This window comes from Thermoanaerobaculia bacterium (assembly GCA_035717485.1).
Lineage (GTDB): Bacteria > Acidobacteriota > Thermoanaerobaculia > UBA5066 > DATFVB01 > DATFVB01.
Window position 1 is genome coordinate 1 of the sequence record DASTIQ010000194.1, and the last position, 16,882, is coordinate 16,882.

Below are 16,882 nucleotides of genomic sequence, written 5' to 3' on the forward strand. Positions count from 1 at the left end.
GCGCTCGTTCTCGCCAGCCTTCCCCGCGGCGTGCCCGCGAGGAGGTCTTCCCCGCGAATCGTCTCCGCCGCGTCGCCGACGCTCCCTCCGCGCATCGCCGCCCCGACGGCGCCCCGGGTCGCCCCGCCGGCGCCCCCGCCGCGCGCGCTGACCCCCGTCTCGCTGCCGTCTCTGCGAGTCCGGAACGCTCCTCGCGCCGCGGACCCCTTCCCGGCGATCTCCCCGCCCGGCGGCGCCAAGGCGATCCTCGTCTCCTTCGACGCGGGCTCGTCGGACCGCGGCGCCGCGGAGATCCTCGACGCGCTGCGCGGCCGCTCGATTCGCACGACGATTTTCCTGACGGGACAGTTCATCCGCCGGTATCCCGGGCTCACGCGGCGGATCGCCGAGGACGGGCACGAGGTCGGCAACCACACCTGGGACCACCCGCATCTGACGACCTACGCCTCCGACGGGCGCCAGAGCACGCGCGCCGGCGTGACGGAAGAAATGCTGCGCGACGAGCTCCAGCGGACGGCCGCCCTGTACCGCGAAACGACCGGACGCGACATGGCGCCGCTGTGGCGGGCTCCGTTCGGCGAGGAGAACGCGGAGATCCGGGGCTGGGCGCTCGCCGCCGGTTTCGCGCACGTCTCGTGGACGCACGGCGACGGCCGCAACCTCGACGCCCTCGACTGGGTGAGCGACCCGGAGTCGCCGCGCTATCGCTCGTCCGAAAGGGTGATCTCGCGGCTCCTCGCGTCCGCCCGGCCGGGCAACATCATCCTGATGCACCTCGGGAGCGACCGCGAGGATCCCGTCGCGGATCATCTTCCGCGGCTTCTCGACACCCTCGCGTCGGAAGGCTACCGTTTCTCGACCGCTTCCGAGCTGATCGCCTCCGGAAAAGCGTCGCATTGACGCTCCCCCGCCTCGAATTCGGAACCGACGGGTGGCGCGGCGTCATCGCCGAGGACGCGACGTTCGAGACGTTCCGGCGTCTCGCGCGGGCGGCCGTTTCCGCGTATCGGGACGGCCTCTTCGGACCGGGCGACGCGGCGACGGTCGTCCTCGGGCACGATCCCCGGTTCTTCTCGGAGGAATTCTCCGAGGCCGTGGCCGGGGTCTTCGCCGAAGGCGGCGTGTCGGTGGTGCGCACCGACCGGCCGATCCCGACGCCGGCCGTCTCCTGGGAACTCCGCCGGCGGGGAGCGTCGGGCGGGGTGGCCATCACGGCGAGCCACAACCCGGCGCGCTACAACGGCTTCAAGCTCAAGGCTTCGTTCGGCGGGAGCGCGCCTCCCGAGCTCTACGCGGAGGTCGAACGGCGAATCGATCGGCCCTTCCGCCCGTTCCGGACCTCCGGGCGCATCGCCGCCGCCGACATCGAGACGGGCTACCGGCACGCTCTCGGCGAGCGCGTCGATCTTCGCGCGATCCGGGAGGCGGGGTTCCGCGTCCTGGCCGACGCGATGCACGGCGCCGCCGGGGACGGGCTCGGCCGCATCGTCGGCCGCGGCGCCACCCGGATCGAGAGCTTCCGCGCGAATCGCGACGTGAATTTCGGCGGCGGCCATCCCGAGCCGATCGCGGCGAACCTCGGAGCGGCCGCCGCGCGCGTCCCGGGGGCGTTCGATCTCGCGGTGGCGACCGACGGGGACGCGGACCGGCTGGGCGTCCTCGACTCCGCGGGCCGTTTCGTGTCCGCGCACCGGATCCTGGCCCTCCTCGTGCTCCACGCGTTCCGCGGGCGCGGCGCCGCCGGCGGGATCGCGAAGACCTTCTCGACCTCGCTCCTGATCGATCGCATCGGGCAGGCGCTCGGCGTTCCCGTCTACGAAACCGAGATCGGGTTCAAGCACGTCGCCGACCTGATGATCTCCGGGAAGGTGGCGGTCGGGGGCGAGGAGAGCGGCGGCTACGGGTTCGCCTTCCATCTTCCCGAGCGGGACGGAACGCTCGCGGCCCTGCTGCTGCTCGAGAGCCTGGCCCGCACGGGACGGTCGCTCGACCGCGCGCTCGCGGACCTCGACGCGGAATTCGGGCGCTTCGAATACGGCCGCCGGGACCTCTATCGTCCCGTCGACCGCATCCGCCGGTTCCTCGCGCGCGTCGCCGAGCATCCGCCGCGCACGGTGGCGGGAGAGCGCGTGACCGGCTGCCGCGAGAAGGACGGCGTCAAGCTCCTCTTCGGCGGGCGCGGGTGGCTCCTCATGCGCCTTTCCGGGACCGAGCCGATGATCCGGCTATACTGTGAGCATGAGGACCGGCGGCTCTGCGAGGCGATTCTCGGCCGCGCGGAGGAGCGCCTGAACCGGTTTTCGTGAGACGCCTCCTCGGTTCCCGCGCGGTTCACGTCCTCCTCCTCTCGCTCGCGGTCGCGGCGGCGCTCGGCGCGCTCGCCGGGTACGCGGGCGCGCATCTGATCCGCATCCCCCGCGTCGAAGAACTGGCCACCTATCGGCCCGACATCATCACGGAGATCCGCGCCGCCGACGGCTCGACGATCGCGCGCTACGCCGTCGAACGGCGGATCCTCGTGCCCGCCTCGGCGATCCCGGTCGCCCTGAAGCGCGCGATCGTCGCGACCGAGGACAAGAACTTCTACCACCACGGCGGGATCGACCTCGTGCGGATCGTTTCCGCCGGAACGAAGGACTTTCTCCTCCACCGCTACGCCGAGGGAGCCTCGACGCTCACCCAGCAGCTCGCCCGCGCCGTCTTCCTGAATCCGCAGAAGAGCCTCGCCCGGAAGGTCAACGAGGCGCTGCTCGCCGTCGACATCGAGCGGCGCTTCTCGAAGGACCAGATCCTGACGCTGTACTGCAACCAGATCTACCTCGGGCACGGGAACTACGGGGTCGAAGCGGCGTCGCGCTACTACTTCGGCGTTCCCGCGGCGAAGGTGACGCTCGCGCAGGCGGCGCTGCTGGCGGGGCTGATCCAGCGGCCGGAGGAATTCTCGCCGTTTCGGAATCCCGAGAAGGCTCGGGCCCGCCGCGCCCACGTGCTGAAACGCATGGCCGACGAGCGGGCGATCACCGCGAAGCAGGCGGAGGCCGCCGCGGCCGAGCCCCTTCCGAAGTCTCCGGCGCAGGCGGAGTCCGTCGTGGCCCCCTACTTCTGCGAGGACATCCGGCAGTACCTCGAGAAGAACTACGGCGAGAAGGACCTCTACCGGCGCGGACTCCGCGTCGATTCGACGCTCGACCCGAAGCTGCAGGCGTTCTCCGAAGAAGCCCTGCGGTGGGGGCTCCGCCGGATCGAACGCTCGCACGGATGGCGCAAGGCGCGCAACGTCGTGGCGGAAGGGTTCTCCGACCCGGAGCGCTACGAGGACCCCTCCTGGTCGAAGTCGTCGCGCAACGACTCCGCCGAGATCGCCGTCGTTCTCTCGGTCGCGCGACGGCAGGCCGTCCTCAAGGTCGGCGGACGGCGGGAGACGGTGGCCCCGTCGGCCTTCGCGTGGACCGGCGGCTCCGCCTTTCCCGCGAATCTCCGCCGCGGCGACCTCGTCGCCCTCTCGACCGAGAAGAACGCGAAGGGAAAGCCCTCGGTCGTCGTGGATCCTCTTCCTCGCGCGCAGGGCGCCGTCCTCATTCTCGAGAACGCGACCGGGGCGGTCCGCGCGATGGTCGGCGGCTACGACTGGGACGAGTCGAAGTTCAACCGGGCCGTCCAGGCGCAGCGGCAGACGGGATCGTCGTTCAAGCCCTTCGTCTATCTGACCGCGCTCGAGAACGGGTACACGCCTTCCGACACGCTGTTCGACGGCCCCCTCTCGATCGTGATCGACCCCCGGCAACCGCCGTACCGGCCGCACAACTACCACAACGACTACTCGGGAATCGTGACCCTGCGGCGCGCGCTCGAACACTCGATCAACATCCCGGCGGTGAAGATGGCGAGGATGGTCGGGCTGAAGAACGTCGTCGAGACCGCGCACCGGTTCGGGATCAAGGAGCCGCTCCTCGCCTATCCTTCGATCGCGCTCGGCGCGTTCGAAACGACGCTCTGGGAGTTGACGACGGCCTACGAGACCTTCGCGAACGAAGGGCTCCAGATCGCGCCGTACACGGTCGCGCGGGTCTCCGATTCCGAAGGGGACGTGCTCGAAGAGAACCGCTCCGACGCGAAGGAGGTCGCATCGCCGCAGACCTGTTTCCAGCTCCTCTGGATGCTGAAGGGCGTCATGGAGCGCGGCACCGCCGTGCGGGCGCGGGAGCTGAATCTCGACAACATCGCGGGAAAGACGGGGACGACCAACGAGTTCACCGACGCATGGTTCATGGGCTTCACCCCGAAATACACGATCGGGGTCTGGACCGGCAACGACGAGAAACGCATTCCCCTCGGCCCGAAGATGGAAGGCGCGCGGGCGGCGCTCCCGATCTGGATGCGGATCGTCGCGGAGATGCGGGACGCGGGCTACGTGGACCCGCAGAAGAACTTCGAAGTGCCGCCGAACATTTCCTTCGAGCCGATCGACTACATGACGGGTCTCAAAGCGACGCCGACCACCCCGCACCCGATCCTCGAAGCGTACGCGGTCGGCTCGCAGCCGACGGAAGAGTGGACGCCTCGCTGGGAAGGACTGCTGTCGCTGCCCTGGTCGCTGCAGCAGAGCTTCTACAAGAGCGAAAAGGAAGCGACCGGGGACGCGGCGGAGCCGGGGGCTCCGGCTCCGGCCCCGACCCCGCCTCCCCCTCCCCGCAAATGAAGAGGGCGGCCATTTCGGCCGCCCGGAAGATCGAATCGGGTCCGGGTCGTCAGGAGGCGGCGGCCGCGGAGATCGTCGGCGCGCCCTGCACCTCGATCGTGATCGGGACGGTCACGTCGCGATGGAGCTTGACGTGGACCTGGTGCTCGCCGAGCCGCTTGATCGGCTCCTCGAGCTCGATCCGGCGGCGATCGACGGCGATTCCCTTCTCGGCGAGCTGGTCGGCGATCTCGCCGGCGGTCACGGAACCGTAGAGGACGTCTCCTTCGCCGGCCTTCTTCACCAGCGTCAGGCGGAGGCCGGCCATCTGCGCGGCGACCTTCTCGGCGACGCCCTTCTCGCGGAGGACCTTCTCGTCGTAGCGCTTCTTCTCTTCCTCGAGGCGCCGGACGTTGGCCGGATTGGCGAGGAACGCGAGCCCCTGGGGCAGGAGGAAGTTCCGTGCGTAGCCGTTCTTGACGTCGACGACGTCGCCCCGGCGGCCGAGGCCGCGGACTTCGTCGGTGAGGATGATCTTCATTCGTTTCTCCCGATCGCTTGTCGATCCGCCCTCTTGCGGAAATCGAAATACCAGTCGAAGAGCCCCAGGACCGCGGTGCCCGCGGAAAACGGGAACCACGACGCCATGCCGTACGTCGCCGCGCGGAGGACGCCCGTCCGGAACCAGCGCCGAGCGAAGTAGGCGATGATAGAGAGTCCGCCCAGAAAATACAAGACCAGGACCGGCGCGAGAACGTCCGCCGCGAGGCTTCGAACCGGCCCCCGGAAGAGGGCGGCCGCGGCCCCGGCGAGCACGAAAACGGCCGCGAGACCCGGGGGGAGTCGCAGCCGGGAGAACCCGCCCCCGTCGGGCCCCCGCAGCGCGAGGCGGCGCCCCAGGAAGAAGGCGACGGCGGCGATCCCGACCCAGAGCGCCGCGAGGAGCCCGGGCGCGTAACGGACGATCACCCGCCGGACGACCTCGGCCGAGGCCTGCCAGGTCTTCAGGGCTTCGGCGTCGGCGCCCGACTGCTTGAGCGATGCGATCGAGCTCGCGGTCATCTCGTCGAAGCGCGATTCGATCTCCCGATCCGCTCCCGGAGACACCGTCCAGAGGACGCCGCCGGCGGCCGCGCCCCAGATCGCCAGGCCCAGGAACACCGAAGACGCCGCGCGTTTGCGCGCGAGCCCGCCCGCGACGCCGCACACTCCCGCGGTCGCCAGCAGCGCGGCGGCCTGTCCGGCCGAATCGGCGGCGGACCGCGTCACGGCGAAGCCGATCGCCGCCGAGAGCACCGCGGCGCCTCCCGCGGCGCCGAGCGCGGCCAGGGTCCCCCTTCGCGCGCCGAGCCGGACGAGCGGAAGCGCCGCCCCGGGAATGAACACGATCCCGACGAGGGGGAGGAATCTCAGTCCCCAAAAGAAAAAGGCGGAGAGGGCGGCGGCAGCCGCCCCCTCCGCCAGAACCGGGTCCCGATCCATCAATCCGTCGCGTACGGGAGGAGAGCGATCGCCCGCGCGCGCTTGATCGCGGTCTGCAGCTTGCGCTGGTGGAGCGAGCACACCCCCGAGATGCGCCGGGGGAGGATCTTCCCGCGCTCCGGGATGAACCCCTGGAGCGTCTTGACGTCCTTCCAGTCCACGTACTCGATCTTCTCGACGCAGAACTTGCACGCCTTCCGGCGCCGGACGAAGAACTTCTTCCGGCCGCCCGCCTTCTTGTCCTTCTTGAAATCCCTTCGCATCGCTTTCCCCCTACGCTTCCGCCGGCTCGGCCGGCTCGGCGGCCGCCTCGGCGGGCGCCTTCTTCGGCTTCGCGGCGGCCTTCGCTTCGCGCTTCTTCCGGAGCTTCACCGAGCGCTTGAGCTCCTCGTCGGCGCGTACGGCGAGATGCCGCAGGACGTCGTCGGAGAGCCGGAGCTTGCGCTCGAGCTCGGCGACCGTCTCGGCCTTCGCCTCGAACTGCCAGTAGTAATAAACGCCTTCCCGGCGCTTCGCGATGGGATACGCGAGGCGGCGGCGCCCCCAGACTTCTTCGGTTTTCATCTGGGCGCCGTCGTCGTTCAAGATCTTCTTGAACCCGTCGACGAGCGCGGTGGCCTGGTCCGGAGCGACCTCCGGCGACAGCACCACGACGATGTCGTAAAGCCGCATGACTCCTCCTGGATCTCAAGATCCCGCAGGGCGGGACCGAGGAGATGAATGACGCCTCCGTTCATTCGGAGAGCGCGTTGAAACGGTTCATCGCCGCCTCGATTCCGTCCGTCGCCCACGTGCGGACGGCCTCGGCGGCGCGGTCGAGCGCCTCGTCGATCGCCGTCCTCTCCGATTTCGAGAACCGGTCGAGGACGTAATCGCCGAGCTCGCGCTCGCGGGAGTATCGCTCGCCGCGGATTCCGACCCGCAGCCGCGCGAACTCCCGGGTGCCGAGGCACGCTTCGATCGACTTCAGACCCTTCTGTCCCGCCGAGGATCCCCGCGGCTTGAGCCGCAGCGTCCCGAGCGGAAGGTCGATCTCGTCGGAAACGACGAGCAGCGCGTCCGGCCCCAGTTTCAGCTTTGTCAAAAGACCTGCGATCGCCTCTCCCGAGGCATTCATGTACGTCACCGGCTTGGCGAGGACGACCGGTTCCTCCCCGATCCGCCCCCGACCCGTCAGCGCCCGGCACTCGAGGCGCTTGACCGCGATTCCCGCCTCGCGGGAGACGCGGTCCACCACCTCGAAACCGACGTTGTGGCGGGTGCCCTCGTACTCCGCCCCGGGATTGCCGAGGCCCGACACCAGCCGCAAGCCGGCTTACTTCTTCCCTTCCTTCTTCGGCTCTTCCGCCTCGGCGGTCTCGGCCTTCCCCTTCTTGATGACTTCGGGCTCGGCCGCCGCCGGCGCCGCTTCCGCCACGACCGCGGCGACTTCCTCTTCCTTGGCCGGGTGCGCGACGTGCGCGATCACCTTGTCGGCATCGTCCAGGATCCGGATCCCCTCGCGCGCCGGGATCTGGCCGACGCGGAAGGACTCGCCCATCCCGACCTCCGAGACGTCGACCGGGAGGGTCGCGGGGATGTCGTTGGGGAGGCATTCGATCTCGATCTCGCGGGAGACGAAATCGAGGATCCCCCCCTCCTGCTTGACGCCCTTCGGGGTTCCCGTCAGCTCGACCGCGACCGCGACGCGGACCTTGACGTCCATCAGCACCCTCAGGAAATCGACGTGGAGGAGCTCGCGCGACACCGGATCGCGGTTGATCTCCTTGATCATCGCGTGCCGGCTCTGCTCGGTCCCCGCCATCTTCAGGAGATAGATCGCATTGTCGCCGGCGCCCTTCCGGAACGCCGTCGTCAACTGCCGGGCCTCGATGTAGATCGGGACCGTTTCCTTCTTCGCGCCGTAGACGACGGCCGGGACCTTGCCCGCCGCGCGCGCGCGCCGCGCCACGTTCTTGCCGGATTCCTGCCGGCGCTCGACCTGCAGCTCGATGTTGGCCATGTGCGTCAACCCCTCAATTCAAAGCGGGTGAGCATACACGATTTTCAGACGAAAAGCGACGAAACCGAGGCGCCGTCGTGGATGCGCTGGATCGCCTCGCCGAGCAGGGGGGCGACCGAAAACGAGCGCAGGCGCGGGCAGCGGGCCGCCGCGGGAGCGACCGGGATCGTGTTCGTGACGAGGACCGATTCGAGGACCGACGCGTTGATCCGGTCGATCGCGGGCCCGGAAAGGACCGGGTGAACGCCGGCGGCGAAGACCCGGGCGGCTCCGTGGCTCTTCAGCGCCTCGGTACCCTTGATGAGAGTCCCCGCCGTGTCGATGATGTCGTCGAGGATCATCACGGTCCTCCCGTCGACGTCGCCGATCACGTTGAGGACCTCCGTCTCGTTCTTCCCCGTCCGTCGCTTGTCCACGATGGCGAGGGCCGATCCGAGGCGCTTGGCGAACGCCCGGGCGCGCTCGACGCCGCCGACGTCGGGCGAGACGATCGTGAGGTCCTCGATCTCCATCTTCCGGACGGCGTCGAGGATCACCGGCGCGGCGAAGAGGTGGTCCACGGGGATGTTGAAGAACCCCTGGATCTGCGCGGCGTGCAGGTCCATCGTGAGGATCCGGTCGGCGCCGGCCGCCGTCAGCAGATCCGCCACGAGCTTGGACGTGATCGGCACCCGCGGCCGGTCCTTCCGGTCCTGACGGGCGTACCCGTAGTACGGGATGACCGCCGTGATGCGGGTCGCCGAAGAGCGTTTGAAGGCGTCGATCAGGACGAGGAGCTCCATCAGGTGTTCGTTGACCGGCGTGCAGGTCGGCTGGATGATGAAGACGTCGGCTCCCCTCACGTTCTCCTCGATCTGGCAGTTGTTCTCGCCGTCGGAGAAGTTGTAGAGGATGACCTTCCCGAGCTCGACGCCGAGGTAGGCGCAGATCTCCGCGGCGAGGCCCGGATGCGCGCGCCCGGAGAAGATCTTGAGCTCGCCGTAACGGAACAGGTGTTCCACTTCCGTCGATTCTACAAGAAACCCCGCGAGCGCCGGGCTCGCCCGGCGACGTTCGGGACCGGTCCCCGCCGGCACCGCTCCCCGAGCCCGAGCGGTCGAGGCTCCAGGGCCGGGCCGCGAAGAACGCCTCGCGCGAGGCCGGGAGGTCGGGAATGCGCGGGCCGCGAGCGCGCGGCGCGCCCGACGGTCAGACCGGCTGGGGAACCGGAGCCGCCTCGGCCGCCGCGCGCACCTGCGCCTCCACCCACGGGTAGGTCGCGGCGAGGCCCTCCTCGAGGGAGACGCGGGGCTCCCAGCCGAGGACCTGCCGGAGGCGCGAATTGTCGGAGTTCCTCCCGCGAACGCCCTGGGGTCCGTCGACGTGCTTCTTGCGGATCGACACCCCGGCGATCCCGGCGATCATGTCCGCGAGCGCGTTGATCGAGATCAGGCGGTCCTGCCCGAGGTTGACGGGATCCGGATGGTCGGACCGCATCAGCCGGTGGATCCCCTCCACGCAATCCGACACGTAGCAGAACGAGCGCGTCTGCTCGCCGTCGCCCCAGATGTCGATCTCCCCGGAGCCCGAGAGCTTCGCTTCGGCGATCTTGCGGCAGAGGGCCGCGGGGGCCTTCTCGCGCCCGCCGGTCCAGGTTCCCTCCGGCCCGAAGATGTTGTGGAAACGGACGACGCGCGTCTCGACGCCGTAGTCGCGCCGGTAATGCGCGCAGAGCTGCTCGGAAACGAGCTTCTCCCAGCCGTACGCGTCCTGCGGCATGGCGGGATAGACGTCTTCCTCCTTGAGCGGCACGACCTCGGCCTCCGTCTGACGGTAGTCGGGGTACACGCACGCCGACGACGTGTAGAGATACCGGCGGACTCCGTTGATCCTCGCCGCCTCGAGCGTGTGGATGTTGATGAGCGCGTTGTTGTGGAGGATCTCGGCGTGATGTGCCGAAATGAAGCCCATTCCGCCCATGTCGGCCGCGAGAGCGTAGACCTCGTCGACGCCCCGCGTCGCCTGCAGGCAGTCGTCCCGCCGCCGGAGATCGAGGATCTCGAACTCGTCCGCTTCGGTGGGCGCGTAGGAGCAGTGTTTCAGGTCCACTCCCCGCACGAAATGGCCCTTCTGCTTGAGATACCGGACGAGGAAGTGGCCGATGAAGCCCCCCGCCCCCGTGACCAGGACTCGACTCTGCACGCGTTCTCCCCGCGCGGCCGAAGGGCCGACGCGGCGCGGAATTGTATCAGGAGGCGCGCGAGGGCGACGGTCCCGGGTCGGGCGCCGCGGCTAGGAGAGTCCGCCGTGGATCGAAACGATCGGCGAGAGCTCGAACCCGATCGCGGCCGTCACGCGGAAAACGTTGCGCGCGACCCCCGGGACGTTCGAGTCGAAGCGGTATTCCGTGCCGTACGCGCCGAACACGAGCTTGCGGCCGGCGCGGATCTGGAACCCGCCACCGACGCTCGCGACCCGATCCAGACGGCGATACGCGGCGCCGTCGATCACGACGGGAAGGGGGTATCGGTTTTCCTCGTAGTCGCCGTAGAGGCGCAGCGCCAGGCGGGGCGCCACCTGGAAGTTCACGCCGCCCCCGTTGACCGTGGCCATGTAGTACGGGTTCTCGACCGTCACGCTGTACTGGGCTCCGCGATAACCGTCGGCGAAGAGCTCGAAGTTGGACCGGACCAGGAACGAAAGGAAGTACGACCCCGTCGCGGTCCGGAACTCCTCGAAGCGCGACCCGTGGATCGGCTTCGCGTCGCGATATCCCGCGGAGAGATTCGCGAAGAAGCGCGGCCGGTCGTAGAGAACGCCGAGCAGATAGGCGACGGTGCGGTTGTCGCCCCCCTGCGCGGAATCGTCGAACTCGGCGCGGGTCTTCTCCGCCGACGCCGAGAACGAGAGCGTCTCTCCGGAATGGAGCCGGAGGCCGACCCGGATCTTCTCCTCCTTCCGGTCGAGGAGCGCGGGATCCTCGAGCGGCTGCGGCGGCTCGGGAATCGCTTCGAACCGGTACTTCGAGCCCTCGCCTTCGCCGAAGATCGAGAGCGGGCCGGCGACGTCGATCTCCCCGGAAGCGTGCCCGATCTTCGTCCGCGAGATGACGTTGCGCAGCGTCTCGGCGTTCAGGAGGGAGGCCGTCTTCGTGTCGCGCGCGTCGACGCCCAGACGAAGGTGGTTGAACAGGCCGAGAAGTTCCCCCTGGTAATCGCCGCCCCACGTCCGGCCGTCGGCGTGGTGCGCGTACCAGATGTACTCCGGCGCCGCCGTTCCGCGGAGATAGACCTTCGACCCGACGGGGAGCAGGAGACGCGTTCCGGCGGAGACGGTGGCGGTCTCGTCGGCGACCTTGTGATCGGCGGTCCCGAAGATGTTGTTGTTGTATCCGGCGTTGTCGACCTCGAGAAACGGGAAGAGGCGCACGGGTCCGAGGTGATAGCGGTTCTGGTCGAGGTCGGCCTGGACGGATTTCGCGACCGGTTCGGTTCGCGACGCCGGAACGTGGTCGGAGGTCGCCTGTCCAAGGGCGGACGTCGCGCCGAAGAGCAACGCGGCGCCCGCGAACGCCGCGGAGATCCGGCCCGTCCGGGGCGTCGCCTCGGCGGCGGAAATCGCAAAGGCGTGGTTTTTGACGTCGGCCTCCCGCGGCGCGGGGACTGCAACCTCCGCGCCACGGGCGGCCCCGTGAAAGGAACGTGCTCCGGATCATGGGCTTACGCGTCAGACTCCGACCGCCGCCCCTTCGGTCTGAACTTCGACATCGATCCCACCGGACGGGCGACGGCACTCGGCAGGCTTCGATCCCGTCGAAGAACGTCGGCTGCTGTTCGAGGACCGTGGTCGGATCGACCCGGCCGCTTCGGACGACCTCGATGTCATGCCGGCGAATGCATTGCCTGTCCGCAGGGTCAGGTTCTCGTACCTCGCCTTCCCCCTCCGGAACGTTCTAACTTCTCCGGATCGACGCGGCCCTGCCGACGGCGTCGACCCGGCACGCGAGCACGAATCCGCGGAGGCGAAGGTTTTCCGGAAAGGCGCTCGCGCGCCTGGGGTACACTGGCCGTGCCCGCCGATGGACCGCTCCGGCTCCCTTCCGCGCGTCCGCATCCGTCCGGCCAGCGGCTATCTCGTCGCCGTCCTGGCCGTGTCGGTGACGAGTCTCCTCCGCGAGAAGCTCCGCCCCCTGCTGACGGACCACTCCGTCTTCGCGATGGACTACCTCGCGATCGCGTTCGCCGCCTGGTACGGGGGATTCGGCCCGGGCATCGCCGCGATCCTGACCGCCCTGCCGTTCGCGATGCTGATCATTCCTCCCGACGGATTCCTCGTCAGCGGCACCGCCAACGTCATCGCGCTCTTCATGTTCGTCGCGATCTCGGCGCTCGTGGTCCTGCTGATCGAAAGCGTTCGCCGCGCCCGCCAGCGCGCCGTCGATGCGCACGGCCGGGCGGTGGAGGCTCTCGAGGCGCTCCGGTCGAGCCAGGAGAAGTACCGCGGGCTCTTCGAACGAAACCTCGCCGGCGTTTCGCGGACGACGCTCGACGGCCGCATCCTCGAATGCAACCGCGCCCTCGCCCGGATCTACGGCTACGCGCATCCCGCCGAGATGCTCGCGATCCGCGCCGAGACGCTCCACCGAGACACGGACGCGCGGCGCGATTTCATCGAACGCCTCCGGGCGTCGGGCGGAACGATGGTGAACGTCGAGGCGATCGGGCGCCGGCGCGACGGGAGCCCCGTCTGGACCCTCGAGAGCCACCAGATGGTCGAGGAGGACGGCCGCGTGGTCATCGAGGGCTCGATCCTCGACATCTCGGATCGCAAGCAGATCGAAGTCGAGCGCGAGTCGCTCGTCGCCGCCCTCGAGGTCGAGCGCCGGCGGCTGGAGGCGATCATCCGTCAGATGCCGGCGGGGCTCGTGATCGCCGACGTGGAACGAAACCTGATCCTGGGAAACGAGCAGTTCGAGAAGATCGTCGGGACGAAGTTCGCCGCGAACCGGAAGGTCGGAGAGAGCGACGGCTACCGGCCGTTCCATTCGGACGGGCGTCCCTTCTCCCCGGACGAGTCGCCGCTCGCGCGGGCGCTCGCGACGGGCGAGGACGTCCGCGACGTCGAGATCGTCATCGAGCGCGACGACGGGTCGCGAAAGGTCGTCGTCGCCAGCGCGAGCCCGCTCCGCGATTCGGCGGGGCGAATCGCCGCCGCGGTCGCGACGTTCTTCGAAGTGACGGAGCAGCGCGAGCTCGCGCGCGAGCTCGCCCGCACGGTCGCGGAGCTGCGGGAGGGGGATCGCCGGAAGGACCAGTTCATCGCGATGCTCGCGCACGAGCTCCGGAATCCTCTCGTCCCCATCGCCAACGCCGTCCGCGTTCTCCAGCTCCCCGAGGTCGGGCGCGGAACGCTCCGCGAATCGCTCACGATGATCGAGCGGCAGCTCGGCCACATGGTCCGGCTCGTCGACGACCTCCTCGACGTCTCCCGGATCTCCCGCGGCAAGGTCGAGATCCGGAAGGACCGGTTCGATCTCGCCGCGATGACGGCCGAGGTGATTTCCGACTTCCGCGGCGAGATCGGGCGTCACGGGCTCTCCCTGGAGACCGTCCTGCCGGAGGAGTCCCTCTGGATCGACGGAGACCGGGTCCGGCTCGCGGAGGTCCTGACGAACCTCGTTCAGAACGCGATCAAGTTCACGGACTCCGGCGGAGCGATCCGGATCTCGCTCGCCCGCGACGGCGACCGGGCCCGCCTCTCGGTTCGCGACTCCGGAATCGGAATCGCCCCCGCGATGCTCCCCCGGATCTTCGAAGCTTTCTCGCAGGCTGACCGGAGCATCGCCCGGACGCGGGGAGGCCTCGGCCTCGGCCTCGCGCTCGTGCGCGGCCTCGTCGCGGCCCACGGCGGAGAAGTCCGGGCGGCGAGCGAGGGGCTCGGCCGCGGGACCGAGATGATCGTCCTCCTTCCGACGGCCGGGCGCCGGGTTCCGGAGGAACGCGAGAAACGCGAAAGCCGGGCGCCGGCCCCCTCGCGGCGGGTCGTGGTCGTCGAAGACAACGCGCCGGTCGCGGACGGAATGCGCTTCCTCCTCGAACATCTCGCCCACGAGGTTCGCGTCGCCGCCGACGGCGTCTCGGGACTCGAGGCGATCCGGAGTTTCCGTCCCGACGTGGTCCTGTGCGACATCGGCCTCCCCGGAGAGCTCGACGGCTACGGGCTCGCCCGCGCCGTCCGCGCGGACGCCGGGATCGCGGGAACGTGCCTGATCGCGATCACCGGTTACGGGCAGTCGGCCGACCGGGAGCGCGCCCGGCAGGCGGGATTCGATCTTCACCTGACGAAGCCCGTGCAGCCCCTGCGGCTCGAGGAGCTCCTCCGCCGGCTCCCCCGGGGACGCCGCGGCGCGCCGCGGCAGGCCTGAACGATGTCGAGCGGCCGCTCGGCGCGGCCCCGCTGGATCGCGTGAACGAATTCGCCCTCGGAATCCTCGTCGCCGGCCGGGGGCCGGCGCGAAAACGTCGGAACGGCGGCGCCCGGGGCCGGCGCCGCTCCGACGCGCGGCATCGTTCGCGGAACCGGCGCGGACGCGGAACCGACGGCGAGAAGGACGCCGAGAACGGATCCGAGCACCAGACGGAAACCCTCCATGAGATACCTCCGCGCGACTTCGCCGCGCGCTCCTTCCGACGAGCAAGCGTCCTGCCACGATTGGCGCGGTGCGACGTTTTCGCCGGCGTGCCGGCACGAATGGTGCGTTCTCCGGTCTCCCGGGGAATTCCCCGGACGGCTCCGGCGGTCGCGCCCCCGACGCGCTCCCCGGACGCGGGGATTCGGACGGTGAAGCCTCGCCTCTCGCTCGCTGCCGGCGCCCCGGGCCGCGGCGGTTAGAATGGCGGCGCCACGAGCCACTCCGCCGCTTCACCGCTCCGGCGCGACGCCCCTCTCGAGAGCGGCGTCCGGCGGAAATACCGCGCCCTCGCCGGCCTCGCGGCGCCGGTGAGATGACGCTCTCCGCCGGAACCCGCCTGGGACCTTACGAGATCGTTTCGCTCCTGGGGGCGGGCGGGATGGGAGAGGTCTATCGCGCGATCGACACGCGGCTCGATCGCGCCGTCGCCCTGAAAGTCCTCCCCCGCGAGCTCTCGGAAACCCCGGGATTCCGGCAGAGGTTCGAGCGCGAAGCGAAGGCGATCTCTCAGCTCTCGCATCCGAACATCTGCGCGCTCTTCGACCTCGGGTCCGAAGGTGGCGCCGAGTACCTGGTGATGGAACTGCTCGAGGGGCAGACGCTCGCCGACCGTCTGGAGAAGGGACCGCTCCCGATCGATCAGGTCCTTCGCTTCGGAACCGAAATCGCGGCCGCCCTCGACCGGGCCCATCGCGCGGGAATCGTTCACCGGGACCTGAAGCCCGGAAACGTCATGCTCACCAGGACGGGAGTGAAGCTCCTCGACTTCGGGCTCGCGAAAGCGGTGGCCAAGGCGCCGGTGGAGGACGGGTCCGGACTGTCGGCGCTTCCGACGGCCGCCCCCGAGAGCCGGCCCCTCACGGAGGAGGGGACGATCCTCGGCACGTTCCAGTACATGGCGCCCGAGCAGGTCGAGGGAAGGGAGGCCGACGCCCGCACCGACATCTTCGCGCTCGGATGCGTCCTCTACGAGATGGCGACGGGGCGGAAGGCCTTCACCGGCCGCAGCCGCGCCGGCCTCGTCGCGGCGATCCTCGAGCGCGACCCGGGTCCGATCTCCGCCGCGCTTCCGATGGCGCCTCCCGCGCTCGACCGGCTCGTCCAGGGATGTCTCGAGAAGGATCCGGACGACCGGTGGCAGAGCGCGCACGACGTGATGGCTCAGCTCCGGTGGATCGCCCAGGGCGGCTCGCAGGCGGGAGTCCCCGCGCCGGTGACCGCGCGGCGGCGCAGCCGCGAGCGGACCGCGTGGATCGCGGCGGGCCTGGCGGTGATCGCGGCGATCGGCTTCGCGGCGGCCTGGCTCCGGCGCGCACCGGCGAACGCGGGTGTCGTGAGGAGCACGGTTCTCCCCCCCGCCGGCTCGCGATTCGCGTTCTCGGGAGACAACGCCGGACCGCTCACGATCTCGCCGGACGGCAAGACCCTCGCGTTCCTCGCGGTCGGAAACGATCGTCCGCGCCTCTACGTCCGCCCGCTCGACGCCGACGAGCCCGTCGCCCTCCCCGGAGCCGACGGCGCATCGTTTCCTTTCTGGTCGCCGGATTCGCGGTCGCTCGGATTCTTCGCGGATGGAAAGTTGAAGCGGGTCGACTTGTCCGCCCCCGGATCTTCGACGACCATCTGCGCCGCGCCGAACGCGCGCGGCGGAACGTGGGGAGCGGACGGGACGATTCTGTTCGCACCCGACACGCGATCGGCGATCTTCCGGGTCCCGGCGTCCGGCGGGACGCCATCGCCCGTCACGAAGCTCGACGCGTCGAGCCACTCGACGCACCGATGGCCGGCGTTCCTTCCGGACGGACGCCATTTCCTGTTCTTCGCCGGGGATCACAACGACACCCGGAGCGATAAGGCGGGGGCGCGTTTCGCGTCGATCGACGCTCCGGGCGACCGCGCGGTCGTGCACACGCTCGCGAACGCGCTCTATGCCGGAGGGAAGCTCCTCTTCCTCCGCGGCAACACGCTGATCGCGGAAAGCTTCGATCCGCGCGCGGGAAACCTCTCCGGGGAGCCGCGCCCGGTCGCGGAAGGAGTGCATTTCGACCTC

14 protein-coding genes are annotated in these 16,882 nt (G+C 69.7%); 5 read left to right on the forward strand and 9 right to left on the reverse strand.

The features are described from left to right. The 3 genes from VFS34_10360 to VFS34_10370 all read left to right on the forward strand — a co-directional run. A partial coding sequence (locus tag VFS34_10360; GenBank protein HET9794855.1) for a polysaccharide deacetylase family protein occupies positions 1-900 on the forward strand: 900 nt, incomplete at its 5' end. Next, positions 897-2,306 (forward strand): phosphoglucomutase/phosphomannomutase family protein, encoded by a 1,410-nt coding sequence (locus VFS34_10365; protein HET9794856.1) that lies wholly within the window; start codon positions 897-899, stop codon positions 2,304-2,306. The genes VFS34_10360 and VFS34_10365, both read left to right, overlap by 4 nt. Next, positions 2,303-4,699: a PBP1A family penicillin-binding protein gene (locus VFS34_10370; protein HET9794857.1), complete on the forward strand. Its 2,397-nt coding sequence runs from the start codon at positions 2,303-2,305 to the stop codon at positions 4,697-4,699. Before VFS34_10365 ends, VFS34_10370 begins: the two co-directional genes overlap by 4 nt. A gap of 49 nt (positions 4,700-4,748) precedes the next feature. Here VFS34_10370 and rplI read toward each other — a convergent pair whose 3' ends face one another. The 9 genes from rplI to VFS34_10415 form a co-directional block, all read right to left on the reverse strand. Next, on the reverse strand, positions 4,749-5,219 hold the full coding sequence (gene rplI, locus VFS34_10375; protein ID HET9794858.1) for a 50S ribosomal protein L9: 471 nt from the start codon (positions 5,217-5,219) through the stop codon (positions 4,749-4,751). Next, a complete protein-coding gene (locus VFS34_10380) occupies positions 5,216-6,160 on the reverse strand; it encodes a DUF2232 domain-containing protein (protein HET9794859.1) in 945 nt (314 codons plus the stop codon). The genes rplI and VFS34_10380 overlap by 4 nt, the downstream gene beginning before the upstream one ends. Beyond that, positions 6,160-6,423, reverse strand: coding sequence for a 30S ribosomal protein S18 (rpsR, locus tag VFS34_10385; GenBank protein ID HET9794860.1), 264 nt, complete (start codon positions 6,421-6,423; stop codon positions 6,160-6,162). The genes VFS34_10380 and rpsR overlap by 1 nt, the downstream gene beginning before the upstream one ends. Positions 6,424-6,433: 10 nt before the next feature. Next, complete coding sequence (rpsF, locus tag VFS34_10390; protein HET9794861.1) at positions 6,434-6,832, reverse strand: 30S ribosomal protein S6; 399 nt, start codon at positions 6,830-6,832, stop codon at positions 6,434-6,436. A gap of 61 nt (positions 6,833-6,893) precedes the next feature. Continuing rightward, positions 6,894-7,460 carry an aminoacyl-tRNA hydrolase gene (pth, locus tag VFS34_10395; protein ID HET9794862.1) on the reverse strand — a complete coding sequence of 189 codons (567 nt, stop codon included), beginning with the start codon at positions 7,458-7,460 and terminating at the stop codon, positions 6,894-6,896. Between the two features lie 15 nt (positions 7,461-7,475). Next, positions 7,476-8,162, reverse strand: a complete 687-nt coding sequence (locus tag VFS34_10400) for a 50S ribosomal protein L25 (GenBank protein ID HET9794863.1) — start codon at positions 8,160-8,162, stop codon at positions 7,476-7,478. A 44-nt stretch (positions 8,163-8,206) separates the two neighbouring features. Further along, positions 8,207-9,163, reverse strand: coding sequence for a ribose-phosphate pyrophosphokinase (locus VFS34_10405; protein HET9794864.1), 957 nt, complete (start codon positions 9,161-9,163; stop codon positions 8,207-8,209). A gap of 187 nt (positions 9,164-9,350) precedes the next feature. After that, positions 9,351-10,343, reverse strand: a complete 993-nt coding sequence (locus VFS34_10410; protein HET9794865.1) for an NAD-dependent epimerase/dehydratase family protein — start codon at positions 10,341-10,343, stop codon at positions 9,351-9,353. 90 nt (positions 10,344-10,433) lie between these two features. After that, positions 10,434-11,696, reverse strand: a complete 1,263-nt coding sequence (locus VFS34_10415) for a hypothetical protein (protein ID HET9794866.1) — start codon at positions 11,694-11,696, stop codon at positions 10,434-10,436. A gap of 523 nt (positions 11,697-12,219) precedes the next feature. On the opposite strand from VFS34_10415, the gene VFS34_10420 reads away from it, so the two are divergent. Both VFS34_10420 and VFS34_10425 read left to right on the forward strand, forming a co-directional pair. Further along, positions 12,220-14,565 (forward strand): ATP-binding protein, encoded by a 2,346-nt coding sequence (locus VFS34_10420; protein HET9794867.1) that lies wholly within the window; start codon positions 12,220-12,222, stop codon positions 14,563-14,565. A gap of 580 nt (positions 14,566-15,145) precedes the next feature. Further along, on the forward strand, positions 15,146-16,882 hold a 1,737-nt coding region (locus tag VFS34_10425; protein ID HET9794868.1), incomplete at its 3' end, for a protein kinase.